General features: G+C 62.2%; 14 protein-coding genes and 1 tRNA gene. 10 read left to right on the forward strand and 5 right to left on the reverse strand.

All coding sequences use genetic code 11. The features are described from left to right. The first annotated feature begins 116 nt into the window (after window positions 1–116). The 3 genes from P5205_08900 to P5205_08910 all read left to right on the forward strand — a co-directional run bounded on the left by P5205_08900 (window position 117) and on the right by P5205_08910 (window position 4,696). Window positions 117–1,361, forward strand: coding sequence for a Gfo/Idh/MocA family oxidoreductase (locus P5205_08900; protein ID HSA10474.1), 1,245 nt, complete (start codon window positions 117–119; stop codon window positions 1,359–1,361). Between the two features lie 302 nt (window positions 1,362–1,663). Then, window positions 1,664–4,351, forward strand: a complete 2,688-nt coding sequence (gene alaS / locus P5205_08905; protein ID HSA10475.1) for an alanine--tRNA ligase — start codon at window positions 1,664–1,666, stop codon at window positions 4,349–4,351. An 87-nt stretch (window positions 4,352–4,438) separates the two neighbouring features. Next, a complete protein-coding gene (locus tag P5205_08910; GenBank protein ID HSA10476.1) occupies window positions 4,439–4,696 on the forward strand; it encodes a hypothetical protein in 258 nt (85 codons plus the stop codon). 113 nt (window positions 4,697–4,809) lie between these two features. Here P5205_08910 and P5205_08915 read toward each other — a convergent pair whose 3' ends face one another. After that, a complete protein-coding gene (locus tag P5205_08915; protein ID HSA10477.1) occupies window positions 4,810–6,585 on the reverse strand; it encodes a phosphoenolpyruvate carboxykinase (GTP) in 1,776 nt (591 codons plus the stop codon). Window positions 6,586–6,836: 251 nt separating this feature from the next. On the opposite strand from P5205_08915, the gene P5205_08920 reads away from it, so the two are divergent. The 5 genes from P5205_08920 (at window position 6,837) to P5205_08940 (ending at window position 15,057) form a co-directional block, all read left to right on the forward strand. Beyond that, window positions 6,837–8,240, forward strand: coding sequence for an ROK family protein (locus tag P5205_08920; protein HSA10478.1), 1,404 nt, complete (start codon window positions 6,837–6,839; stop codon window positions 8,238–8,240). 202 nt (window positions 8,241–8,442) lie between these two features. Further along, entirely contained in the window at window positions 8,443–9,300 is an 858-nt protein-coding gene (locus P5205_08925; protein HSA10479.1) for a PIG-L family deacetylase, read from the forward strand. Window positions 9,301–9,352: 52 nt separating this feature from the next. Continuing rightward, complete coding sequence (locus P5205_08930; protein HSA10480.1) at window positions 9,353–9,820, forward strand: nucleoside deaminase; 468 nt, start codon at window positions 9,353–9,355, stop codon at window positions 9,818–9,820. A 116-nt stretch (window positions 9,821–9,936) separates the two neighbouring features. After that, window positions 9,937–11,346: a hypothetical protein gene (locus tag P5205_08935; GenBank protein ID HSA10481.1), complete on the forward strand. Its 1,410-nt coding sequence runs from the start codon at window positions 9,937–9,939 to the stop codon at window positions 11,344–11,346. A gap of 141 nt (window positions 11,347–11,487) precedes the next feature. Beyond that, the gene (locus P5205_08940; GenBank protein HSA10482.1) at window positions 11,488–15,057 is read left to right on the forward strand and encodes a PAS domain S-box protein; all 3,570 of its coding nucleotides are present in this window, start codon (window positions 11,488–11,490) and stop codon (window positions 15,055–15,057) included. A gap of 353 nt (window positions 15,058–15,410) precedes the next feature. Here the strand turns inward: P5205_08940 and P5205_08945 are convergent, their stop codons facing one another. The 3 genes from P5205_08945 to P5205_08955 form a co-directional block, all read right to left on the reverse strand. After that, entirely contained in the window at window positions 15,411–16,076 is a 666-nt protein-coding gene (locus P5205_08945; GenBank protein ID HSA10483.1) for a response regulator transcription factor, read from the reverse strand. Between the two features lie 67 nt (window positions 16,077–16,143). Further along, window positions 16,144–17,025, reverse strand: a complete 882-nt coding sequence (locus tag P5205_08950; GenBank protein ID HSA10484.1) for a hypothetical protein — start codon at window positions 17,023–17,025, stop codon at window positions 16,144–16,146. Window positions 17,026–17,417: 392 nt separating this feature from the next. After that, window positions 17,418–17,502, reverse strand: a tRNA-Leu gene (locus tag P5205_08955). 245 nt (window positions 17,503–17,747) lie between these two features. Here P5205_08955 and P5205_08960 point away from each other — a divergent pair. Together P5205_08960 and P5205_08965 are read left to right on the forward strand one after the other, a co-directional pair. Continuing rightward, window positions 17,748–19,295, forward strand: a complete 1,548-nt coding sequence (locus P5205_08960; GenBank protein ID HSA10485.1) for an amino acid permease — start codon at window positions 17,748–17,750, stop codon at window positions 19,293–19,295. 47 nt (window positions 19,296–19,342) lie between these two features. Continuing rightward, entirely contained in the window at window positions 19,343–20,359 is a 1,017-nt protein-coding gene (locus P5205_08965; protein ID HSA10486.1) for a DUF1080 domain-containing protein, read from the forward strand. 73 nt (window positions 20,360–20,432) lie between these two features. Here the strand turns inward: P5205_08965 and P5205_08970 are convergent, their stop codons facing one another. Further along, complete coding sequence (locus P5205_08970) at window positions 20,433–24,695, reverse strand: glycoside hydrolase family 38 C-terminal domain-containing protein (protein HSA10487.1); 4,263 nt, start codon at window positions 24,693–24,695, stop codon at window positions 20,433–20,435. Window positions 24,696–24,970 lie beyond the last annotated feature (275 nt).

Consider the following 24,970-nt stretch of genomic DNA (forward strand, 5'->3'; position numbering starts at 1 on the left):
CACCGCGCCGGCCAGAGGAAAGCCAAAAGCCGCCGCTGGACAAGATTTGACAGGCGCCCGCCAACTTGGTTCGATGCAAGGCAGTTCGACAACCTTTGCTATACTTAAGGCCCCAAATGACTACAACCCAACTCCAGCACGAAACAAATGACTCGCACCCCATCACCCGTCGGCGCTTTCTCGCCGGCACTGGCGCCTCGGTCCTGGCTTTCACCGCCTTGAAACCCGGACTGCTGCGGGGCGCGGAGGCGAACTCGAAAATCAACATCGGCCTGATTGGCTGCGGCAACCGCGGCAAATGGGTCGCCAGCCTCTTCCAGAAACACGGCGGTTACAACCTCGTCGCGGTGGCGGATTACTTTCAGGACCACGTGGACGCCGTGGGCGACCAGTTCAAGGTGGAAGCGGCGATGCGTTTCACCGGCCTGGCCGGCTACCGCCAGCTGTTGGAACAAAAGCTCGACGCGGTGCTGATCGAAAGCCCGCCTTACTTCCACCCCGAGCAGGCCGCCGCCGCCGTTGACGCCGGCAAGCACGTCTTCTTGGCCAAGCCGATTGCCGTGGATGTGCCCGGCTGCCTCACCATCAGCGAGAGCGGCAAAAACGCAACGGCGAAGAAGCTCTGCTTCCTCGTGGACTTCCAGACGCGCGCCTGCAAAGTGCATCAGGACGCGGTCAAAGCCGTCCACGACGGCGAGATCGGCAAGATCATCTCGGCCGAGGCGGCGTACCACTGCGGCCCCACCTGGGAACGCATGGACCAGATCCTCCGCAAGGACCCGAAGAACCCCGAAGTGCGCCTGCGCGCGTGGGGCGTGGACCGTCTGCTGTCCGGCGACGTCATCACTGAACAGAACATCCATGCCCTTGATATCACCTGCTGGCTGCTCGACGCCGAGCCGGTGCGCGCTTATGGCACCGGCGGACGCACACGCGAGTTTGTCGGCGACTGCTGGGACCACTTCGCGGTCATCTTCTACTTCCCAAACGACGTGGTGGTGAGCTTCAACTCCACTCAGGCCGGCTACGGTTACGACGACATCATGTGCCGCGTGTTCGGCCTCAAGGGCACTGCCGACGTGCATTATTCCGACAACGTCACTGTCAAAGCCGCTGAATTCCACAGCGCCGGCAAGGTGGGCGCCATTTACAGCGAAGGCGTGGAGAACAACATCGCGACTTTCCACGACAGCATCACCAGGGGCGAACACGCCAACCCAACCGTCGCCGCCAGCGTCCGCAGCAATCTCACCACCATCCTGGGGCGCATGGCCGCCTACAAGAACGGCGTGGCCACGTGGCAGGAAATGATGAAGGCCAGGGAAAAGTTCACCCCCGACCTCAAAGGCTTGAAGGCGTGACGCTTCTATAGCACATTTCATTCGACAATCGGACGGAGCTGGACTATAAATATCAGCCAGGCGCGGTCGGGAAGCGCCCCTGGGCTGAGGAGGTCCGGGACAGGGCAATCAAGGCCCAATCATGGAGTAATCATGCTCCAATCATGCTCCAATGATGCTAGCAACACCGGGGCAACACGCCGGCAACCCAATCCAATCCCGCGCAAGATCCCCGTCGGGCGCCGCAAGCCCGGGCCTCCCAGCGCACAGCCCCGACAGAAAATCCTTTGCGTTCTCTGCGTTCTTTGCGGTTAAATTACCCCATGACCAGCGTGGAAATACGACAGTCGTTCCTTGATTTCTTCAAGTCGAAGGGGCACACGATCGTGCCCTCTTCGAGCCTGATGCCGGATTCGCCGAACTTGCTGTTCACCAACGCCGGCATGAACCAGTTTGTGCCGATCTTCCTCGGCCAGGTGAAGTGCCCTTACACGCCCGGCCGCGCTGCCGATACTCAGAAATGCATCCGCGCCGGCGGAAAGCACAACGACCTCGAGGACGTCGGCCTCGACACCTACCACCACACCTTCTTCGAAATGCTCGGCAACTGGTCCTTCGGCGATTACTTCAAGCAGGAGGCCATTGACTGGGCTTGGGAACTCGTGACCGAAGTCTGGAAATTCCCCAGGAACCGCCTCTATGCCACGGTCTATTGCCCGGACAAGACCAAGGGCGATCCCAGCGAGTTCGACCGGGAAGCCTGCGACACCTGGGCCGCCAAATTCCGCGCCGCCGGCCTCGACCCGAACGTCCACATCGTCAACGGCGGCAAGAAAGACAACTTCTGGATGATGGGCGACACCGGCCCGTGCGGCCCATGCAGCGAGCTTCACGTGGATCTCACCCCCCAGGGCGACACCAAGGGCAGCCTCGTGAATAAAGGTGACGTCCGCTGCATCGAAATCTGGAACCTCGTCTTCATCCAGTTCAACGCCAATCCTGACGGCACCTTCTCCCCCCTGCCCGCCCGGCATGTGGACACCGGCATGGGCTTCGAGCGCGTCACCGGCATCATCCAGAACACAAAAAACTTCACCGACTTCACCCGCGCCATCTCCAACTACGAAACCGACATCTTCCGTCCCCTGTTCGACAAACTGGAGCAACTCAGCGGCAGGCAATACCATTCCACCCTGCCGGACACCCCGGGCCCCCAGCCTCCAGCCTCCAGCCTCCAGGCTGATGTTGCCTTCCGCGTTATCGCTGACCATATCCGGACCCTGAGCTTCGCGATTGCCGACGGCATCCAACCGGGGAACACCGACCGCAAATACGTCCTGCGCCGCATCCTTCGCCGGGCCGTCCGCTATGGCCGCACCCTCGGCTTCCGCGAACCTTTCTTCTACAAGCTGGTCGCCGTCCTGGCCGACACCATGGGCCACGTATTCCCCGAACTCCGCGCCAAGCAAGACCACGTGGAGCAGGTGATCCAGCGCGAGGAGGAGGCATTCAACAAGACGTTGGATCGGGGAATTGAGTTGTTCCGTGAGGAGACTGAGCCAGGATGCGCGGATCAGCTAAGCGGCGAGTTCGCGTTCAAGCTTTACGACACTTACGGCTTCCCGCTCGACCTCACCGAACTCATGGCCCGGGAACGCGGGCTGACGGTTGATGTTGCCGGCTTCAACCAGTTAATGGAGGAACAGAAGGCCCGCGCCCGCGCCGCGCAGAAGAAGCAGGTCATCGAGCTGTCCCAGGTCGAGACCACTGCGCCCACCCGGTTCGTCGGCTACGACAAACTGGAAGCGCCCGCCAAAGTCCTTGAGGTCGTTGCCGTGAAGGACAAGACCGCGGTGATTCTTGACACTTCCCCGCTCTACGCCGAAATGGGCGGGCAGGTCGGCGACACCGGCGAACTGGAACATGGCGGCGAGCTCTGGCGCATCGTGAATACGCAAAAGGCGGGAGACGCCTGGCTGCATTTCCTCGAAGACAAGGATGCGCCTGAGCCAGGCACGGAGGCCCAGGTCTCGGTTGACCGGGAACGCCGCCTCGCTATCCAGCGGCACCACACAGTAACCCACCTGCTCCACTGGGCCTTGCATGAAGTCGTCAGCCCCGACGCCACCCAAAAGGGCTCTTACGTCGGGCCGGAAAAGCTCACCTTCGACTTTAGCAGCGCGCCGCTCACCCCGCAGCAGGTGTCCGACGTCGAACGCCTCGTCAACGAGCGCATTCTCGACAATGCCCCTGTCACCTGGACCGAGGTCAAATACGGCGATGTTAGGAACCGCAAGGACATCCGCCAGTTCTTCGGCGAGAAATACGGCGACGTGGTGCGCGTGCTGCAGATCGGCGGCAGGCCCGGAGGGTTGGACGGCTATTCGATGGAACTGTGCGGAGGCACGCACACCCGCGCGACGGGTGAGATCGGGCTCTTCCGCATTGCCGCCGAATCAGCCATCGCCGCCGGCGTCCGGCGCATCGAAGCCGTCTCCGGCCTGGAAGCCTACCGCCGGGCGAGCGAGGAGCTGCAGCTCATCAAGGCGGTCGCCGGGAAGGTTAACGCGCCAGTGGGCGAACTGGAAAAGAAGATCGAATTGCTGCTCGCCCAGCAGAAGGACCTCGAGAAAAAACTGATGGCGATGGTCCAGGAACGCGCCGCCCGTGCCGCCCAGGACATCCTGACGCGGGCTCAGACGATCAACGGCACCCCGGCGCTCATCGAGCGATTCGACACCGACGGCGACAAGCTCCAGGGCATCGTCAACGAACTGAAGGGCCAGTTCAAAGGGGTGATCGTGCTGGGCGGCGCGGCCAACGGCGCGGTCGCAATCGTCGCCTCCGTCTCGCCCGAGTTCACGAAGAAAGTCCAGGCCGGCAAAATCATTCAGACCATCGCGCCCGTGGTGGGCGGCAAGGGCGGGGGCCGGCCAGACAACGCCCGCGGCGGCGGCAAGGATGTGAGCAAACTGGACGAGGCGCTGGCAAAGGCGAAAAGCCTGTTTTGATTGAACACTTCCGCAGCCCCGGAGTCTGATACCCCATCAAGTATTGCTTGAAACCAGAACAGAATAGAGCATTATAGCTAAACGCATATGAAGAAAATCCTCCTCACGGTAATGGTGATGGCCTTCGCGGTTGCGGTGCAAGCCGACGACGCCAAGTGCTGTCCGCTCAAAGACAAAGATAAACCGGCCTGCTGCCCCAGCAAGGTCAAGACCTCGGTTCAAGCCAAGGAAGGGGTTTGCCCCGTTGGCAAAGCCGCCTGCTGCAGCAAAAAAACCGCGGCCAAAGCAAATGCGGCCAAACAGACTGCACTGGTGAGCCCAAAGGCCACCGACTCGGCCAAGTAACCCTTCCCGCTTCGTCTTCAAAATCCCCGGACACCTGTGGCGCCCGGGGATTCTTTATTCCCGGAGTATGAACCGGGCCTCGCGCGGAAGGTTCACGCTTCGGAGCCGCGGCCTTACAGACGTGCCAGAAGCAGCTCGCGCTGGAAAATCAACTCTTTGGGCAGCCGCGCATGCAGCTTCATAAACAGCTCGTCCTGCATGATTATTTCGCGGCGCCATTCTTCTTCGTGGATCGCCTGGGCCCGCTCAAGGTGCTCAGACGAAAAGCTGCTCAGGCCGGATAGATCGAGGCCCGTGGGCCCGGGCACCCACCCGAGAGCGGTTTCCTCCGCATCCGCGCGGGAGTGGCAGCGATCCACGATCCATTTAAGCACGCGCATGTTCTCCCCGAAGCCGGGCCAGAGGTATTCCTCCTGTCCATTCTTGCGGAACCAGTTCACATGGAAGATCCGCGGAGGGTGCTTGATCGTCTTGTGCATGTTGATCCAATGCCGAAAGTAGTCCCCCATGTGGTAGCCGCAGAACGGCAGCATGGCCATCGGATCACGGCGGACCTGGCCGGTGCCGCCCACTGCGGCAGCGGTCATCTCCGAGCCCATGGTAGCGCCGATGTAAACGCCGTGAACCCAGTTGAAGGCCTGGTAGATCAGTGGCGTCGTGTTGCTCCGCCGGCCCCCAAAGATAATGGCGCGGATCGGCACGCCATGGGGGTCGTTGACCTCCGGAGCCAGCAGTGGATTGTTGGTCATGGGCGCGGTGAAGCGGCTGTTGGGATGCGCCGCCTTTTCCTCCGAGTCCGGCGTCCATTTATTGCCCTTCCAGTCCAGGCACTGTTTGGGTGGCGGACCATCCTTGCCTTCCCACCATACATCGAGATCGGGGGTGAGCGCCACGTTCGTGAAGATGGTGTCCCGGGAAATCATCTCCACCGCCGCCGGGTTTGACTTCGAGTTGGTGCCCGGCACAACACCGAAATAGCCCGCCTCAGGATTGATGGCATAGAGCCGGCCGTCGGGTCCCGGCCTCATCCAGGCGATGTCATCGCCAATTGTCCAAATCTTCCACCCCTTGAGTTGCGGGGGGGGCATCATCATGGCGAAATTGGTCTTGCCGCACGCGCTGGGGAATGCCGCCGCCACGTAGGTCTTCTCGCCGGTCGGTGATTCCACGCAGAGGATGAGCATGTGCTCGGCGAACCAGCCCTCCTGCCGCCCGAGGTAAGAGCCGATGCGCAGGGCGAGGCACTTCTTGCCGAGCAACACGTTGCCGCCGTAATTCGAGCCGACCGAAATAATGGCGTTGTCCTTGGGGAAATGCGCGATGTAGCGCCGCTCCGGGTTCACGTCCAACATGCAGTGCAGGCCCCGGTTGAAGTCGTCGCTCTTGCCCAGCTCCTCGAACGCGATGTCCCCCATTCGGGTCATCGTCCCCATGCTCAACACCACATATATGGAGTCGGTCAGCTCCAGGCCGACTTTGGCCAGCGGGGAGCCGGGCGGCCCCATCAAGTAAGGGACAACGTACATCGTCCGCCCGCGCATGCAGCCGTCGGCATAAGCGCGCAGTTTCTGATACATTTCCCTCGGGGGCATCCAGTTATTGGTCGGTCCGGCCTCTTCCTGGCTCTCGGTGCAGATATAGGTGGACTGTTCGACGCGAGCCACGTCGTTCGGGTTCGACCGATGGTAATAACAGCCCGGCAGCTTCTTCTGGTTGAGCTTGATGAGGATCCCCTCTTCGACCGCTTCCGCCGTCAACGCCTTGCGCTCCGACTTGGAACCGTTGCACCAGTAAACACGGTCGGGCTTGCAGAGTTTGGCCATCTCGTCCACCCACGCCAGCACCGCTTTATTGCTCACCTTACACTTCCCGCTCGTTTGCTTCGTCATAAAGAATCGCTTTGCCGTGCAGGCTGTTACCGTACCACCGGCCAAATTGCAAGAAACGTTCTGCCGCTTCAGTTGTCATTTCGCCGCAGCCACAGGCGAGTGGTCGGACGGTTCAATTCGATAAGGAGCGTGCCTGTCCTTTGCCGCTTTTCCTGCCCGCGACTGTCGCGGGCCGAAGCTCGCAACCGCATTCCTGGGTCCGGTCCTGACTTGCGCCCCGCTCGGGTCTGAATTACAACACTTCGTGCAAAATGAATACTAATAACGGGCTTCCTTTGGTCGCGCCGCGAGTGACACCGGTCCTTGATCCTGCATTCCGGCCTGCAGTGCTGGCCAACCGCGCCTTTCGGGCGCTGGCCCGCGCCACCCCCGGCGCGAACACTGTCTGCCTGGCGCTGGAACAAACCGATGGCACAACCTCCCACTTCACCACCCAGATCCTGCCAGACGGCCATCCGCAGGCGGCGGGCAACTTCACCTACCTGGAGCGCATCGCTAAGTTCCTGCTCTGGTCGCGGGGCGGGTTCCGCCTCCACGTTGACGGCCCGGCGCCGCTGGCGGCGAAACTGGCGGCCCACTACCGCGAGACGGCCACCGGCAAGTTCGACTCGAACCTCGTCGGCGAGCGCATGTTCGATCATCCCATCGAGGTGGTTCACTCAAAAGCTCCCCCGCCCGAGAGGCGCAGCGCCGCTTCGCTCGGCCGGCACCTGGACGGCTGCCGCATCGGCTTTGACCTCGGCGGCAGCGATCGCAAGGTGGCGGCGGTCATTGAAGGCAAGGTGGTCTACAGCGACGAAACGGTCTGGGACCCCTACTTCCAGCCCAATCCGCAATACCACTACGACGGCATCATGGATTCGCTTAAGAAGGCGGCGGCACACCTGCCGCGGGTGGATGCCATCGGCGGCAGCGCCGCAGGGGTTTACGTAAACAACCGAGTCAAGGTCGCATCGCTTTTCCGCGGGGTGCCACCCGATGCGTTCAACAAACGGGTGAAGGACTTGTTCCTGGAAATCCGCAGGGCGTGGAACAATATCCCCCTGGAGGTCGTGAACGACGGGGAGGTCACCGCACTGGCCGGCTCCATGTCCCTGGGCAGGAACCGAATCCTGGGCATCTCGTTGGGCACAAGCACCGCCGGCGGCTACGTCAACGCCGAGGGTAACATCACTTCCTGGCTCAACGAGCTGGCCTTTGTCCCGGTTGATCTCAATCCCGCCGCTGCCACAGACGAGTGGTCGGGCGATTACGGCTGCGACGTCCAGTATTTCTCACAGCAATGCGTCGGACGCCTGCTCGCGCCCGCAGGCATCGAGGTGGATGCAAAAATGCCGCTCCCCGAGAAGCTGAAATACGTCCAGAAGCTGATGGACGAAGGCGACTATCGCGCCCGCAAGATCTACGAGACGATCGGAACGTATCTCGGCTACGCCATCCCGCACTTTACCGATTTCTACGACCTGGAGAATGTGCTGATCCTGGGCCGGGTCACCTCCGGACCTGGCGGCGACCTCATCATCGCCGGGGCCAAGGAAGTCCTGAAGGCGGAATTCCCCGAACTGACCGGCAAGATCGCCTTCCACATTCCCGACGAGAAAGATAAGCGCCACGGCCAGGCGGTCGCGGCGGCAAGCCTTCCAAAACTGAAGTAGCCTATGACACTATCGCAGATGGCACCATCGGCAGATCTCATTAACACCCCGCTTCAGCGGGGTGGAAACGCGCTGCCAGAGGTCTGGAACCGCTTCAGCGGTTTCAGGCGGTGCGGGGAAACCGCTGAAGCGGTTCAGAGCCTTTCCCAATCGTCCTGTCACCCCGCTGAAGCGGGGTGTTAATGAAAAACTCGCTAAATCCATGACTCCATATCATCAACTCGTATCTGACTACGCGCGCCTGCTCAAACAAGGCCGCACGTTTCCGCTCGGCACCTTCCCGCCCGCTCCGCGGGTCGAGATTCCCCCCAACGCGCCCAAAGCGCTGTTCTTCGCGCCACACCCGGACGACGAATGCATCGTCGGCGCTTTGGCGGTGCGGCTTATGCGCCAGGCGCGGATGAACTTGATCAACGTGGCCGTCACCTTTGGCAGCAACAAAGAGCGCCAGCAAGCACGCTTGCGTGAACTGCAGAACGCCTGCAAATACATCGGTTTCAACCTCGTGACTACTGCGCCAAACGGCCTGGAGAAGATCAATCCCAAGGCCCGCGAGCAGGACCCCCAGCACTGGGCAGCCTGCGTCAAGATCATCAAAGGCATTATCGAGCAGCACCAGCCGAAGGTGGTGTTGTGCCCGCACGACCGCGACTGGAACAGCACGCACATCGGCACTCACTACCTCGTGATGGATGCCCTGAAACAGATGCCCGCAAGCTTCGCCTGCCACATTGTCGAAACGGAATTCTGGGGCGCGATGACCGATCCAAACCTGATGGTCGAGATCAGCGCCGAAGACCTGGCCGTCATGATGGCAGCGACCAGCTTCCACGTGGGCGAGGTGGGTCGCAATCCGTACCATCTGCTGCTGCCTCCCTGGATGATGGACAACGTGCGCCGCGGCGGCGAGGTCGTCGGTGGCCAGGGCGGTGCGGCGCCCGACTACACGTTTGCCGTGCTCTACCGCTTGCGCAAGTGGAGCCAGGGCCAGGCAACACGGTTCTTTGAGGGCGGCAAACAAGTGCCGCTCTCCATGAACGTCGGCGACCTGTTCGCATGAACCTCGTGGCAGAGCGCGCTCGCCGGGCGCGCCGCCCCCATCGGGGATTTGTATGAATCCGAAGTTTATGCGAGAGGCCATTCGTCTCTCGCTCAGGAACATGCGCCGCGGGCAGGGCGGACCGTTTGGCGCGGTAGTGGTGCGCAATGGGCGAATTATCGGCCGGGGCTGGAATCAGGTTACCTCGGCGAACGACCCGACCGCCCACGCGGAGGTGGTCGCCATTCGTCAGGCGTGCAAGCGCCTGAATAACTTCCAACTCGAAGACTGTGATCTCTACACCAGTTGCGAGCCCTGCCCAATGTGCCTCTCGGCGATCTACTGGGCACGCCTGCGCAGTGTTTTTTACGGCAACACCCGCCAGGATGCCGCTCGGATTAACTTCGACGACGACTTGATCTATCGTGAAGTGGCGCTGCCGATTGGGAAGCGCCAGCGCAAGCTCAAGCAACTCCTGCGCAAAGAAGCCCTCGCCGCCTTCCACGAGTGGGAACAGAAGCCGGACAAGATTTTGTATTGAACCGGATTAGCCCCGGGGTGGTCTCGCCAGTGATCCGCAACTGTGTGCGGCCGATGATGATCTCGCGGACAAATCCCGCTTGTTGGCGGTGCTGGGTTGGGGCTTAATCAGTTGCGATGGGCAAATCAACGGATGTCCGCACAATCGCGGCAGCGCTTTACTTTCTGCCGGTGCAGACGCGGGTAGCACTGAAGTTTGGCGCGGAGACACTGACGCAGGTCACCTGCGCGCGCGCGCGCGTGACCGTGGCCGACGAGCAGGGGCGAACGGCGGAGGGATGGGGGGAAACACCACTGAGCGTGCAGTGGGTCTGGCCAAGCAGGATCCCTTACGAGGAACGGCACAGCGCGCTGAAGGCTTTCTGTATCGAGCTCAACGAGTTGTGGGGGGGCATTCAGGCGCGGGGGCATCCGATGGAACTGGGCCACGATTTTCTGGAGACGGTGCTGCCGGGATGGCTGGAGGGATTCAACCAGCGGCAACGCCGCGGCAAGGAGCCGATGCCGTGGCTGGCGGCGCTGGTGTGCTGTGCGCCGTTCGACCTGGCGGTGCATGATGCCTACGGGCAATTGCATGGCTGCCCGACATATCAAACCTACCATGCGAAGTTCATGAACCGCGATCTGGCCTATTACTTGCAGCCCGCGCCACGCTCGGGCGCGTCGTTCGCAGGCAAGTATCCGGCCGACTTCCTGGCCCCTCGCCGCGCGGAAAGCCTGGTGGCATGGCATTTGGTCGGCGGTCTTGACTTGTTGGAGGCCACGGAGCGGACAGGCGAGGAGCCGAAGGACGGCTACCCGGCGCTGCTGGAGGATTGGATTCGGCGCGATGGCCTGAAGTGTCTCAAGGTCAAGTTGCGAGGCAACGACACGGAGTGGGATTATCACCGTTTGGTCCAGGTCGCGGGCATTGGCCTCCAGCATGGGGTTGACTGGCTGTCGGCGGACTTTAACTGCACCGTGGCCGAGCCGGCGTATGTGAATGACGTCCTGGACCGGCTGCGGGACGAGCACCCACGGCTTTATGGCATGATTCTGTACGTGGAGCAGCCCTTTCCATACGATTTGGAGAAACATCCGCTGGACGTGCGCAGCGTGTCGGCCCGCAAGCCGTTGTTCCTGGACGAAAGCGCGCATGACTGGCGGCTGGTGCGGCTGGGGCGCGAGCTGGGGTGGTCGGGGGTGGCGCTCAAAACGTGCAAGACGCAAACGGGTGCGTTGCTGAGCGCGTGCTGGGCCAGGGCGCATGGCATGAGCCTGATGGTGCAGGACCTGACCAATCCAATGCTCGCGCAGATTCCGCACTTGCTGCTGGCCGCGCACACGGGAACGATCATGGGGGTGGAGACCAACGCCATGCAGTTCTATCCGGATGCCTCGCGTCCGGAGGCGGCAGTGCATCCGGGCCTCTACCAGCGACGAGAGGGGGAGGTTGGGCTCACCACCGTGCAAGGGCCGGGATTCGGTTATCGTTTGCGAGAAATCCGGCGGGTCTTGCCGGAGCAGGCAGCAGCGCTGGCCGGCTAAAAGGCTTCTTTCGGGGCAAGATCGAGGGTAAATGAGGGGGGGAAACCCGCCCGGGAACTCCTTTTCAGGCGACTGGCCGGCTAGTGGCACCGGGGTTGCTGTCTCAATAAGGAGATTGGCCGGAAATACTATGTCTATGGCATGAACCAACCGCTGCGCATACTGCATCTGGAAGATGACCCTGATTACTGCGATCTGGTGCGTTCCCTGCTTGAGCGTGAGGGAATCAGGGGCGAAATAACGCTGGTCGAAGGGTGGGAGGCTTTTGAAAGTGCGCTGGCTTCGGGGAAGTTCGACCTCATCCTGGCGGACTACCTGCTGCCGTCCTGCAACGGCCTGGATGCTTTGCGATTGGCGCGCGAGAGAAGCCCCGAAACACCTTTTCTGCTCGTCTCCGGCACAATCGGCGAACAGGCAGCCATCGAGAGTCTTAGGACCGGGGCAACTGATTATGTGCTTAAGCACTGGCCGGATCGGCTGGTTCCCGCCGTGCGCCGCGCAGTCGAGGAAGCCGGGGAACGATCGCAACGGCGGCAGATCGAAGCAGAACTGGTTCGGCGGGAAAAGTATTTCCGCACTCTGACGGAGAACGCCCTCGATATCCTCAGCATCCTGGACCGGGACGGCCATTTCATCCACAACAGCCCGTCGGTCAAGCGTGTGCTGGGTTACGATCCGCAGGAACTGGCGGGAAAACGGGCGTTTGCTTTCCTGCACCCGGATGACCTTCCCCGCGTCCTGCAGGCGTTCCGCTGCGGGGTGGCGAACGCGGAGCGCCCGGTCACGGTAGAGTTCCGTGTCCGGACCCGGGATGGCTCCTGGCGTTACCTGGAGGCGGTTGGCCAGAGCCGGCTGCACGATCCGGATATCGCCGGGATAGTTGTCAACTCGCGCGATGTCAGCGACCGCAAGCAGGCAGAGATCGGCCTGACCGAAAGCGAGCAGCAGTATCGGTTGGTCTTCCACGGCAGCCCGGTTCCCATGTACGTGTTTGACCACGAAACACTTGCCTTTCTGGAGGTCAACGACGCCGCGCTGGAACACTACGGATACTCGCGCGAGGAATTCCTCTCGATGAAGCTCCAGGATATCCGCCCGCAAGAGGAGGTCCCGGCGCTTATCGAATACCTGCACACCTTGCTGGCGCCGGACCAGCCCATCCGGCCCGGGCTGGTGGGGAGCTGGCGGCACCGGAAGAAAGACGGGACGCTGATGGACGTCGAGATCAAATGGAGCCCGATTTCCTTCCGGGGCCGGGTGGCCTCGATGTCCATGGTCAACGACATCACCGAGCGCAAGCGCAACGAGCATCGGGACGCGGCGTTCTCCAAGCTGGGCCAGGACTTGAGCTCGGCGACATCACCCGCCGAGGCCGCGCGGATCATCCGCGCCGTTACGAACGATCTGTTTAATTGGGACGCGTTCACTCTAAACCTCTACTCGGCTGAACAGGGCACGATTCAGCGGATCCTGGGAGTGGACACGGACCGGGAGGGCGGGCGCTTTGACATTCCGCTTACCGGCCAGGCCGGCCAGCCCAGTCAAATGGCGCGGCGGGTGGCCGAGCACGGCGCGGAACTAATCTTGCGCGAGGAGCCGATCACCATGCCGACGGATAGCGTGCCGATCGGGGACACGTCGCGCCCGTCGGCTTCGCTCATGCTGGCGCCCATTCGGAACCGCACCAAGGTCATTGGCATACTTTCGATTCAGAGTTACGCCCCCAAGGCCTACACCCGGGCGGATCTCAATATGCTCCAGACCCTGGCCGATCACTGCGCGGGAGCACTTGAGCGGATTCGGGCCGAGCAGGCGTTGCGCGACAGCGAACAGCGCTTCCGCGAACTGATCGAAGCCTCGCCGGACGCGGTGTTCGTGGAAGACCTGGAGGGAAACGTGCTGGACGTCAACCCGGCGGCCTGCCGGCTGCACGAAATGACGGCAGGGGAATTAGTCGGCAAGAACGCCTTCGATTTGGTGCCACCGGAACAGCGCGAAAAAGCGGCGCGCGAGTTCAAAGCACTGGCGGAAGGCCGGCTGGGGCGAATCGAGGGGGCTAGCCGCACACGGGACGGCCGCTTTGTGCCGGTGGAGATTCGTGCCGGCCGCGTCAACTACGCCGGCCAGCAGGCGGTGCTGTTGCACGTCCGCGATATCACGGACCGGAAGCTGGCCGAGACGGCCCTCCGCAGCTCAGAGTTGCTGTTCCATTCGGTGTGGGAGAATTCAGCGGATGGAATGCGGCTGACGAACGAGCAAGGCAACATTGTTGCCGTCAACAAGGCGTTCTGCAAGATCGTCGGCCGGCGCCGTGAGGAGCTGGAGGGCCAATCGCTCACCGCCCTGCACACCGGCTCCGAGCCGCCCGGGAAGATGCTGCAGGAGTACATCCAGCGCCTCCAGGGGCGGGTCACCGAGCGAGAACAGGAAAGGCGCTTGACCCTGCGCGATGGCAATCTAGTGATCATGGAGGAAACCAGCTCGTTTGTGGAATTGCGCGGCCGACCGCCGCTGCTGCTGGGAATATTCCGGGACGTGACGGCGCAAAAGCGGCTGGAAGAGCAACTGCGCCAGTCGCAGAAGATGGATGCCATCGGCCAGCTGGCCGGCGGCGTGGCTCACGATTTCAACAATATCCTCACCGTCATCCACGGCCACGCCTCGTTGCTGATAGCAGGAGGCAGCCTGAAGCCAGGCGCCGCAAAGTCCGCCCAACAAATTACCCAGGCGGCGGAGCGGGCCGCCGGATTGACGCGGCAATTGCTGGCGTTCGGCCGCCGGCAGGTGATGCAACCCCGGCTGTTGGACCTGAATGAACTGGTCGCCAACATGACGAAGATGCTGAGCCGGATTCTGGGGGAGGACATAGCGCTTCAGCTAAATTACCTCCCGCAACCGGCGCTGGTCCACGCCGATGGCGGCATGCTGGAGCAGGTATTGTTGAACCTCTCCGTCAACTCGCGCGATGCGATGCCCAGGGGCGGTCAGCTCACCATCAAGATTTCAGGGTTCGAGGCGGACGCGAAGCGCCTGGTCGGCCAGCCGGTGCCGTGCCCGAACGGCGTTGTCTGCCTGAGCGTCGCCGACACCGGCTGCGGCATTCCGCCGGAGAACGTGCGGCGCATTTTCGAACCGTTCTTTACCACCAAGGAAGTGGGCAAAGGCACGGGCCTGGGGTTGGCGACGGTGTACGGCATCGTCCAACAGCACCGCGGATGGATTGAGGTGGAGAGCGAACCGGGCCAAGGTTCGACTTTCAAAGTATTCCTGCCGCGGAGCCTTGAACCGGCGAAACCCGCCAACGGACCGTCAACCGAACCCACGGTGCGGGGCGGCACGGAAACCATCCTGGTGGTGGAGGACGAAGCGGCCGTGCGCGAGCTGGTTTGCGAATTTCTCACCCGGCACGGCTACCGCATCCTCCAGGCCGACTCGGGCGCGAAAGCGCTCCAGGTTTGGCGCGAGAGCAAGGACCGCATTGACTTGCTGTTGACGGACCTGGTCATGCCCGGCCAGTTGAACGGGCGCGAGCTGGCGGAAGAGCTCCGAGCGGAGCGACCTCGGCTCAAAGTGATCTTCACCAGCGGCTACAGCGCGGACGTAGTGGGCAAGGACTTCGTTCTGCGCCGCGGCCTGCATCATCTCCAGAAGCCGTATCATCCGCGCACGCTGGCCAAGGTGGTGCGGGATTGCCTGGACGCGGTGAATTAGGCGCCCTCGGCGGCTAGGTTTGCGCGGGGGCTTGAATCCACCCGCGCGCCGGCGTCAAACCGAGTGGCAAAGCCCGCGATCGCATCGGGTGCCGAGGATTGCGCCTTAGCACCCTCCCACACCACTGGAGGTGCGAGTTTCAGCATCGGGCATTTGAACGCAGCGACTTGCTTACGTATGGACGGCGAGGTCTGATGGCATGAGAAACCCATGAGCTCGCAGTCGGGTGTCACTCAAGGCGGTGCGCAGGGATGGGCTGGCTGCGCGCTCCCCTAGAGCACAAGTGGATCGGCCACTCTCCGCCCCTTGCCCCGTCGCGCCCTTTAACTGAGCCACATCCTCATGCGCGGGGATCAGCCGCTGCGCCACCGAATTGAGTTTGCCGACAATGACGCGGAGTCGCGGTACCTCATCACCGCCTGCGTCCGCGAGCGCACATGCAGTTTGTCGTAAATATGACGGATGTGGTTGTGGACGGTGTCGTAGCTGATCCCCAAGGACTGGGAGATTTCCTTATACAAGAAGCCTTGGGTTAGAAGCTCGAGTACCTGCTGCTCTCGGGCGGAGGGTTTGCTGGTGTCCGTCTCAAGCGGTGCCGGGCGACGAAAAGACTGGACCACCTTGCGGGCGATATGGCTGGTCATGGGCGAGCCGCCGTGCCGCACTTGCTGAATCGCATCGAGCAATTCCTGGCGGGTGGCTAACTTAAGAAGGTATCCACTGGCGCCAGCGGCCAGCGCATTAAACACGCTCTCTGTGTCCTCATAAACCGTCAGCATGATAAACTCGATCCCTGGATTGGCGGCCTTGAGCCGTCGCACGCATTCGATTCCGCTCATGCCGGGCACGTTGATGTCCATCAGGACGACTTCAGCAGCAGTCGCCGCCAGAGAAACAACAGCGTCTTCGCCGGAAGAAAACGTGCCAACGCAGGAGCAGACGCCAAACTCGTCCACCGCGCGCGCGAGCTTTGTGCGCACGCCATCATCGTCATCTACTATGGCGATTCTGATAGGCATAGGTTCCCTTCGACGTGCCGAATCTAGAGTCCTTGAATCTTAAAACTGGTTGTAGGCAGATCAAGTTTCAGGCGGCTATTTTTTCGGCGACGTAAGCGTCCAAAGCATTTTGGAATTTGGCGTAGTCGGCGGCCAGGGTGGCGGATGGCAAGGGGTGGGGATCGTGCAATTCAGAGAGTCCGCGGCGCACGAGCCGCTGGTAAGCGCGGCTGTAGAACAGAGCGGTCTTGAGGCCGAAGGCGGTGAGCCGGTAGCGCTGGGTCTTGGGGAGGCGCTCAATCAGGCCGTGGAGGCGCAAGCGGCGCAGGTCATAGCTCATGCGCCCGGGGCGGATTTGAGATTCGGCCAGGCCGGGCCACTGCGCAAGCAATGGCCGCAGTTGGCGATTACGAAAGCCCTGGGGCTGGAGGCAGAACAAGAGCAGCACCGCCAGCAAAGCCTGCACCCGCTCCTGCCCGAAGGGCAAGGCGGACACATGCTGGCCGTCGACCTCGGCCGATTTCTGGAGTTGATCCAACGCCTGGGCGCCGATGTGGCAGTCATGGGTCAGTTGCTCGACTTGGAGCACGCGCCGGTTGGCGGCGAAGCCGATCTGGCGCAAGGCGGCCAGGTTTTTGAGGCGGCGGCCCACCCCGAAGTCGTAAGTGTTGTTGATCGTGGTCTCGGTCCGCAACCCGGCGCCTTGGGACTGGCGTTTGTGGTATTGTTTGAGGTGGGTGTTCTTATAGTAGACGTGCAGGGAGGGCACCACGCCCTCGGTGACAATGCGCGTCCGGCATCGGCCGTCGGTGGCGGTCTTTCTTTGCATCTGGCGGGCAAAGATCAACTGCACCTGTTCAGGACGGCCCAAATCGATGTTTTCGCGGATGACTTCCTCGAAGAAGCAGCGCCCGTGGACTGGGCGGTCCCAGACTTGGGTGAGGGAGAACTCGGCTTGGAGCACCGACAAATCATAGCGGTAACCGGCGCGGCGGTCCTTGGCGCTGTAGGGGTGAGGCAGGCGGGCGAGCCATTTGCGGAAGAAAGCGTCGATTTTGGTGTCGCTTAATCCTTCACAGAGGCGCTGGGCGGCTGGGAGATCCGCGCAAGCCAGCAGGCCGTTGTCCAGGGCTTGGAAGGCAATGCCGCGCTGGGCCAGTTGGCACTTCAGATACTCAAGGCCGTTGAGACAGAGCTTGGCCGAGTAAGGAAAGTAGGAGCAGAACTTGAGGAAGAAGGGGCCGAAGTCCCGGTCGCGGCAGTAGCTTCCTTACGACGATGATGATGCGCCGTCGTCCAACCGCGATTGCGTCAGCAACGTGTCAGCAAGTCAACAACAACCAACAAACCTCTTGATTTTGTTGGTGGGCGCGACAGGGGTCGAACCTGCAAGGATTTCTCCAAAGGATCCTAAGTCCTTCGCGTCTGCCAATTCCGCCACGCGCCCGCGGACCAGGACATCTTCGCTGCGCGGGCAATATTTGTAAACTCTCATGATTGACGCCGGATTGGCCGTCGCAGCCGGGCAAGGCGCGGTGACCAGGCGTGCGCAGACCTGCCAGGGGATCAGGCAAAGCGGCGCCGCGCCTAACCAGCCGATCTGCTCGCGCAGGCTCCACATTTCCTTGACTTCCAGTCTCCGCCGGACCATACACCCGGACCAATAATCAATTCGCTTAGCTCCGACCGGCCATGAACCTGTTCCGACGCAAGAGTGTTGCCGATCTCCAAGCCGAAGCTCTGGCCGACCAGAGTCTGCACCGGGCGCTCGGTCCCGTGAATCTAACCGCCCTGGGCGTAGGCGCTATAATAGGCACTGGCATTTTCGTGCTTACCGGAACCGTTGCGGCCCAGAATGCCGGGCCGGCGGTCGTGCTCTCGTTCGTGCTGGCGGGCCTGGCTTCCATCTTCGCGGCTTTATGCTACAGCGAATTCGCTTCGCTCGTGCCCATGGCCGGCAGCGCCTACACATATGGCTACGCGACGCTGGGGGAGTTGTTTGCCTGGATTATCGGCTGGGACCTGATCCTTGAGTACGCCGTCGGAGCCATCACCGTTGCGATTGGCTGGTCGGGTTACGTCGTCTCCTTCCTGAACGACTTTGGCATTGTTGTGCCGCCGGAGCTTTCCGCCGCTCGTGGCACCCAGTTGATCCAACTCCCGGCCGCGCTGGCCGCGGCCTTGAAGATGAAGGCCGGCTGGACAGCACTCAGCGCGGGCTTGGCGGATCAGGTTAAGGTCCTCGGCACCGACTCCGCCATGCTGCCGCAGGTCACCGCCATCTTCAACCTCCCGGCGGTGCTGATCATCTTCGTTGTCACCACGCTGCTGGTGGTGGGCATCAAGGAGTCTGCCAACTTCAACAACGCCATCGTCTGCGTGAAAGTGGCCGTGGTGCTGCTGTTCATTGCGGGAGCCGCCCGAGCCATTCAAACCGCCAACTGGCACCCGTTCATTCCGGCCAATGCCGGCACGTCAGGTCACTTCGGCTGGTCGGGAATCATGACCGGCGCGGGAATCGTCTTTTTCGCCTACATCGGTTTCGACGCCGTCAGCACCGCCGCGCAGGAAGCCAAGAACCCGCAGCGCGACATGCCCATCGGCATCATCGGGTCGCTGGTCATCTGCACGGTGCTTTACATTCTGGTGTCGGGCATTGCGACCGGCGTGGTTCCTTACGCTCAACTCGACGTGCCGGACCCGATTGCCGTGGCGGCCGACCGCGCGGGCATGGGCTGGATGGGCAAACTTATCAAACTCGGCGCCGTTGCCGGCTTGTCCTCGGTGATTCTCGTTATGCTGCTGGGCCAATCGCGCGTGTTCTACAGCATGTCCCGCGACGGCTTGTTGCCGCCGGTCGTCAGCCAGGTCCATCCGCGCTTTCGCACCCCCTGGATTACTTCGATCGCAACCGGCATCGGCGTAGCGTTCTTCTCGGCCGTTTTCACCGTGCGTGAGGCCGGCAGCCTTTGCTCGATCGGCACGCTGTTGGCCTTCGTCATCGTCTCTGTCGGCGTCCTAGTGCTGCGCGTGCGGGAACCGAATCTGCAGCGCAAATTTACCACCCCGGCCGTGTGGTTTGTCGCGCCCGCCGGGGCTATCTCCGCCCTTGCCTTGATGGCCGCATTGCCGCTCACGACCTGGGCGCGCCTGATCGTCTGGTTCGTAATCGGCATGGTAATCTACTTTGCTTACGGCGCGCGTCGCAGCAAGCTGGCCAACCACCAGCCCAAGGCCTGATTACAAATCTGCTTGCGTTGCCCGGCGGGGCGAATCATAAAGCCCGCATGTCTCTGGGCTTGCATCAAGCGCGATTCCTCATTTGCGTGTTCACTTTTGCCGCAGCCTTCGCTACCGCCCTGGCGGCCAACAATCCCTTTCTCGGCGGATGGGAACTCACCATCCCTGATGGCCGGGCCGGCTGGCTGGGCATTGAAGAAGCCGGCGGACAACTCAAGGCCAGCCTGCTTTGGGGCGGTGGCAGCGTGTTGCCGTTGGAGTCGGCCAGGATCGAGAATGGCCGGTTGGTGCTGACCCGACAGCACTCCTTCGAGCGCAAGAACAAAACCGGCAAGGCCGCCAAAGGCGTCCGCATTGAGACCATCACCGCCACCGTCGAAGACAACATCATCAAGCTCTCCAGCGAAACGCCCCGTGCGAATAGGCTGGGGGTTGACAAAGCCGAGTTCACCGGCCGGCGAAGCAGGCCCATGCCGCCCGCTCCCGATCCCAGCCGGGCAATCTTCGGCGAGCCCATTCGCATCTTCAACGGCAATGACCTCACCGGCTGGCGCCTCGCCGATCCCAATTTGGAGTGCGGTTGGAGCGTGCAGGACGGACTGCTGGTCAACGTGGCGCCTCAACAGGAAGGCAAGCCGCGCAAGCGCTACGGCAACCTGCGTACGGATTGGGAGTTCGAGGACTTCAACCTGACGGTCGAGACTCGCGTGCCCAAAGGTGGCAACAGTGGCATATATCTGCGGGGCATTTACGAGGTCCAGGTGGCCGATAGCTGCGGCAAACCGCCGACCCTGCACGGCATGGGCGCCATCTACAGCCGCCTCCAGCCCGCCGTCAGCGCGGAGAAGCCCGCGGGTGAATGGCAGGCCTTGGACATCACCCTTCTGGACCGGCATGTCACTATCATCCTCAACGGCAAGACGATCATTGCGAACCAACCGCTCCTGGGTTGCACCGGCGGCGCCTTGTGGTCCGATGTCTCCCGACCCGGACCGATTCTCCTCCAGGGCGACCACACCAGCGTTGAATATCGCAACCTCGTCCTCCGACCAGTGCGGAATTAGGCCGCAGTCGAACCAAAGCGAACATCGGGGAGTTGGATTTGGGAGCAACGAAGCGGCGCCCAACGCCGCAGAATTACATTGTCGGCTCTACCAGCGATTCCCGTCCGTCAGGGAGAACAAGCATAAGTTCGCAGATGCGGACAATTCCATCCACATCCGAGCGCTCCGATCTCGGCAAGTCAGCCGCAGGAACCAGGACCCGCAAGCCGGCGGCGGTAACCACTCCCTGAAAGTTCACCGTCACGGTCCTGCCAGTGGCGGCTTTCAACTCTCCGACCGTTTTCCAGGCGCTACCCTCAGGAACCTGAACCTGGAGGTTTCGATGCAATGGGATGACCTCGCGGTCGTCGCCGATGATCTTCACGCCTTGGAGCTGGCGCTGCTTGCCGCCATGAAACTCGATAGCCCACCAAGTGCTTAGCGGCTGCTCTTTGGTGCCTCCGCCGTAGGGCTTGGAAATCCAGGCGGCAAATGGATCAGGATTCCCGTCAATGGCATTCTCCGGGCCGTACTCGGGCGCATAGACCGATTGAGCGGTAACCTTCCCCGCCGCAGTCGGGATGAGTTTGGGTCGCGCCACGGCCTCATGTGAAGTCGGCCCGCGTTGACCCGCCGTGTCCACCGCGCAGACGCGGTAGAAATACGTCGCGTGTGGCTGTGTGCTGTCATCTTTGAACATCATGTGGTCGTAGTCCCCTGCCCGGTGGTCCAGTGGCACATGACCATAGGCGGTCGAACCCTTGACCACCGTCTCCGCATCGGCCACCCCAATGCACGTGGACGAATCCGGTTCAAATCCGGCACGAGTCGAGCGATGAATCTCGTAGCGCCGCACGTCCGACTCGCAGCTTGTGCGGAACAACAGGTTCACAAAATTCTGCGGGCTGATGGGGCTGATCAGGACCGCGCGCAAGCACTCCACGCGCAGGGGCGGCATATTCTGCTCGTCCGATCGGAGCGTGGTGGCGGCAACCGGCGGGGACAGCGGGCCTTCGTTGTTCCAGCGGTCCACCATCGAAACGCGATAATAGTAAGTTGTCGCCGGTTCGAGACGGTTGTTAATCCACCCGCCATAGTGCAACCTCGGTTGATCCACATGCGACGCCGAAATGGGCCTTCCGACCAGGTTCCGCAGCGACGGCGCAAAGTCAGGCCGGGTGCCGCGATAGACGTTGTAGTGGCTGGCCCGGCTGGCGGCGCGCGCGTCAGCCATCCAGGAGAGTTCGATCTGCATATCCGAGCGCGGCCTGGCCTTGAGCGCGGAAAGGACCGGCAGGGAAACCCGGAGTGCGGCGGCCAGGCGAATTGTCTTCACGCCGAACGGGGGCAACGTGAAAGTAACCTCGTTGCCGTTGCTGACCGGCAACTGCGCCAGGCGGTCGTTTTCGAGCAGATCAGTCTCCGTTGCGGCGGTGAGCCGGTCCAGAAACGGCAGCGCGACGGTCGCCGTTGTCTCGGAACCGTGCGTCTCATTGAAACGCGCGATGAATCCGGCGCCATTAGCCTCCGCCGGTTTAAGAGTGCTGCACACTACGTTGGGCTGGTCAATCCGCACGAAGCTCCCATCCGTTCCCAGGCTGCCTTTCTGCTTCCCCGCCACCACTTTGGCGATCAGCGGGTTCAGCACATCCCAGCCGAACTGGTCCGCTCTTCCCGCCTGCCAGCCGCCCGCATGGCTGCGCAGGGACCAGCAGAATCGCACCGGCCCCTGCTGATCCCAGCGGATGTTCACATCAAACATGTTGTTCATGAGGTAGAGATACATCCGGCTGTTGGCCGGGTATTGCATGACCCGCTCGAACTGGCTCTCCTGCCCTGCGGGAATCAGGCACGAACGCGGATGCCCGTATTCGAAGAGAGCAGCATCCGGGCAGGAGACGGTCACTCCGTAGCGGTTGTTGGACACATCGGCGAAATGCCGCGCCGCGTAGTATGCCGTGCAGGAGCCGTCGAACTGGTCGCGAATCGGCTCGGCCACCGCCCCAGGCAGCTCGTGATGAAACCGGAAATCCGGCACGGCAAACGGCAGCGTCACGTAAACCGATTCCTTGTTCAGCACACTGCCGTGAGAGATTCGGCAGGTGCGGCCGGATGGGGCCTTCACCAGATCGAGCACGAAGTCAATGCGCTTCAGGTCATGGTAAAGCAGGACCGCTTGCTCAATCTTGTCCGCCCCAACGGCCGATGCCCGGACGCTCAGGACGTCGGCGACCGGACCGCGGGCAACCGCCACCTGCGCCGACTGCACTCGGTACCACTTCGAGGTGCGGGCGTTCGGACTCTCGTAGCGCTCGTAGAGGTACTCATTGAACTTGTGCGGCGCGCCCTCATCAACCAATTCGACGCCCAGTTGCCGGTCGCGAATGCTGGTGATGGCGCCGGAGGCCCGGTCGAAGGCGATGCGGTAGAACCCATTCTCCAGGCTCGCAGGAGCCGCCGCGAGGGAGCCCTCGGCCAGTGGCGATTCGCGCTCGGCGATTTTGGATTCGTCACTCAGAGCCTCCTCTCGTTGGGGGCTGTCCGTGGCGGGGGAAGCGGCCACGCTGAAGGTCTTGCAGCCCAGGGACGGCACATCGGCGGCAACGAACAAGACGGTGCCATCGGCCAGCGCCTGGTGTGCCACTTCCTTCCCAGTCCTGCCATCGCGCAACTGGAACCGCCGCCCCAATTCCGCGGCAGCCATCCGCACCACATCCGTGCGCGTCCGCGTCAGCGGGTTGAAGACAAGGATGTTTGTGGCGGCCGTTGTCGTCATCATCCCGGCGAGCCTGACCAGGGCGCTCTCGCGGGCGCGGTCGGTAAACTCCTTGGACTCGACCACCATCTCCCGGTTTTCCACCAACTCGGTCTCATACTGCCGCATCCGTTCGGGGTCGCAGTTGATGAAATCTATCGCGTCCGTGTGCTCGTGGTATTGCAGCAGGCGGTGGTAAGCCTGGTAGATGTCCGTCCAGGGATAACCGCCACCCGCCGTGGCCATGGCGATGGTGGAGAACTTCTCGGCGGTGGGGATGGCCTCGCCCTGGCGCCGCGCCAGCGCCAAAAGCCACGCGTCAGTGGAGTCCTGGTCGGCCCACTGGTTGTTGCTGTCCTTGGCGAAAGTCTTGATCCGGGCCGGCTCAGCCTGCCGCATGATCTCTTGGAAAAACATCGCCATCGTGGCTGAAACCAGGCGCGGATACGCGTAACGGGCGTTCCACCGCCGAATCTTCTGCACGTTGTCGAGCGTGATGAGCTGGAAATCCGTTCCATCCTGGCACAGCAGCGTATCGTAAGGCCAATTGCTGCCCAGGCGTGCGATGAGCGACTGGAGGTGATTCTCGCTGGCGTCGCCGAGGTTGTCCCCGGCATAACCGCCGTAGTCAATGGAGCGAACCAGCACCTTGCTCCCGCCGTCCGGCCCCTGCCAATAGAACACCGGCTCCGCCGAAGCCGGCCGCAGACATTGCCCGACGCCGTTATGGCCATGAAACAGATAAGGCACTCCGGCCTCGGCGCAATACGTCGCCAGCGGCCAGGTCAGGCCGATCACATCGTCAATCTGCGCCGTGTTCCCCCGCGCCACGCCGAGCAAATCGGGCGTGTGCCGGCCGCCGAGATAGAAGAGCCGAGCCATCAACTCCTGGCTCATCTGTTCGGTGTTGGCCGTGTTGTGCAGGGCGCCGACCTGGATTCGGCCCTCCCGAATCCGCCGCGCCAGCTCAACTGCATCCGTTTCGCTGTGGCTGCCCAGGAAGCTGGTGATCGGCTCGCTGGTCTCGATCACATACCGAAACTTGCTATCCTCGTCCCAGCCGTCGGTTTCCGCGCAGAACTGCAGCGGGCGCTCGATATTGGCGTGGCGAATCTCGGTGCGCAGCCGGTGCGGGTAGTTGCCGAAACCCAGGTCATGGTGCGAATACGAGACGCAGTAGACCTTCCACTTCTTCTGCGGCCGCCAGCCGAGCTCATGCCGGGCGAGCACCCCCGCCGCCCCCTTCGGCAACAACTCAACAATAAGTTTCGCGGGCGCGGCGAGGTCGGGGACGTGGACGGTGTTGGTTGACCTGCCCGCCGGCACCTCGCCAAGGTCTTCGGTGTGCGCAACGGACCCCAGAGTCATCCTGACCTCCAGGGCGGCGGCGGCGCCGGCATTATTGAGGTGCAGCTTGGCGACCTGCCGCAACGGTTGGCCCGACTCCACCCGGGGAAAGAACGGAGTGGCATCCACCCGCTCGATTGAAATCTGCCCTAGGGCCTCGACAGGACAAAACCAGAGGAACCAGGCCGCCAGCGCAAACCGACAGCCGTTGATAACCCTCGGAAGAACACAGCCTGCGGGATGCAACTCGTTCATGGCGGGCAAGTGTAACGATAGCCCCGTGCAGTTCAACAACAGGGCACAGAAAGTGATCCACCCGGCAAGTTGCTTGCCGGGAAGGCCGCATTGCCTCAAATCCCCGCTGCTTCGGCAAAAGCTGTCGCACCGTCATCACTTGGGCGGCCAACCCGGTTGCTGCTCGCCATCCGGCATCTGAAACCGCCCAGTCCTGGAGGGAAATCCCCCGCCCACAAGGGAGTCTCACCGTATCCTAACCGGATCCACACCGTATCCACACCGTAGATACAGCC

It is taken from the genome of Candidatus Paceibacterota bacterium (genome assembly GCA_035452965.1).
In the GTDB taxonomy this organism is placed as follows: domain Bacteria; phylum Verrucomicrobiota; class Verrucomicrobiia; order Limisphaerales; family UBA8199; genus UBA8199.

Bases quoted from the DNA above. Each gene is read 5' to 3' on its own strand.
- P5205_08900 (HSA10474.1), top strand. From the start codon at position 117: ATGACTACAACCCAACTCCAGCACGAAACAAATGACTCGCACCCCATC.
- alaS (HSA10475.1), top strand. From the start codon at position 1,664: ATGACCAGCGTGGAAATACGACAGTCGTTCCTTGATTTCTTCAAGTCG.
- P5205_08910 (HSA10476.1), top strand. From the start codon at position 4,439: ATGAAGAAAATCCTCCTCACGGTAATGGTGATGGCCTTCGCGGTTGCG.
- P5205_08915 (HSA10477.1), bottom strand. From the start codon at position 6,585: ATGACGAAGCAAACGAGCGGGAAGTGTAAGGTGAGCAATAAAGCGGTG.
- P5205_08920 (HSA10478.1), top strand. From the start codon at position 6,837: ATGAATACTAATAACGGGCTTCCTTTGGTCGCGCCGCGAGTGACACCG.
- P5205_08925 (HSA10479.1), top strand. From the start codon at position 8,443: ATGACTCCATATCATCAACTCGTATCTGACTACGCGCGCCTGCTCAAA.
- P5205_08930 (HSA10480.1), top strand. From the start codon at position 9,353: ATGAATCCGAAGTTTATGCGAGAGGCCATTCGTCTCTCGCTCAGGAAC.
- P5205_08935 (HSA10481.1), top strand. From the start codon at position 9,937: ATGGGCAAATCAACGGATGTCCGCACAATCGCGGCAGCGCTTTACTTT.
- P5205_08940 (HSA10482.1), top strand. From the start codon at position 11,488: ATGAACCAACCGCTGCGCATACTGCATCTGGAAGATGACCCTGATTAC.
- P5205_08945 (HSA10483.1), bottom strand. From the start codon at position 16,076: ATGCCTATCAGAATCGCCATAGTAGATGACGATGATGGCGTGCGCACA.
- P5205_08960 (HSA10485.1), top strand. From the start codon at position 17,748: ATGAACCTGTTCCGACGCAAGAGTGTTGCCGATCTCCAAGCCGAAGCT.
- P5205_08965 (HSA10486.1), top strand. From the start codon at position 19,343: ATGTCTCTGGGCTTGCATCAAGCGCGATTCCTCATTTGCGTGTTCACT.
- P5205_08970 (HSA10487.1), bottom strand. From the start codon at position 24,695: ATGAACGAGTTGCATCCCGCAGGCTGTGTTCTTCCGAGGGTTATCAAC.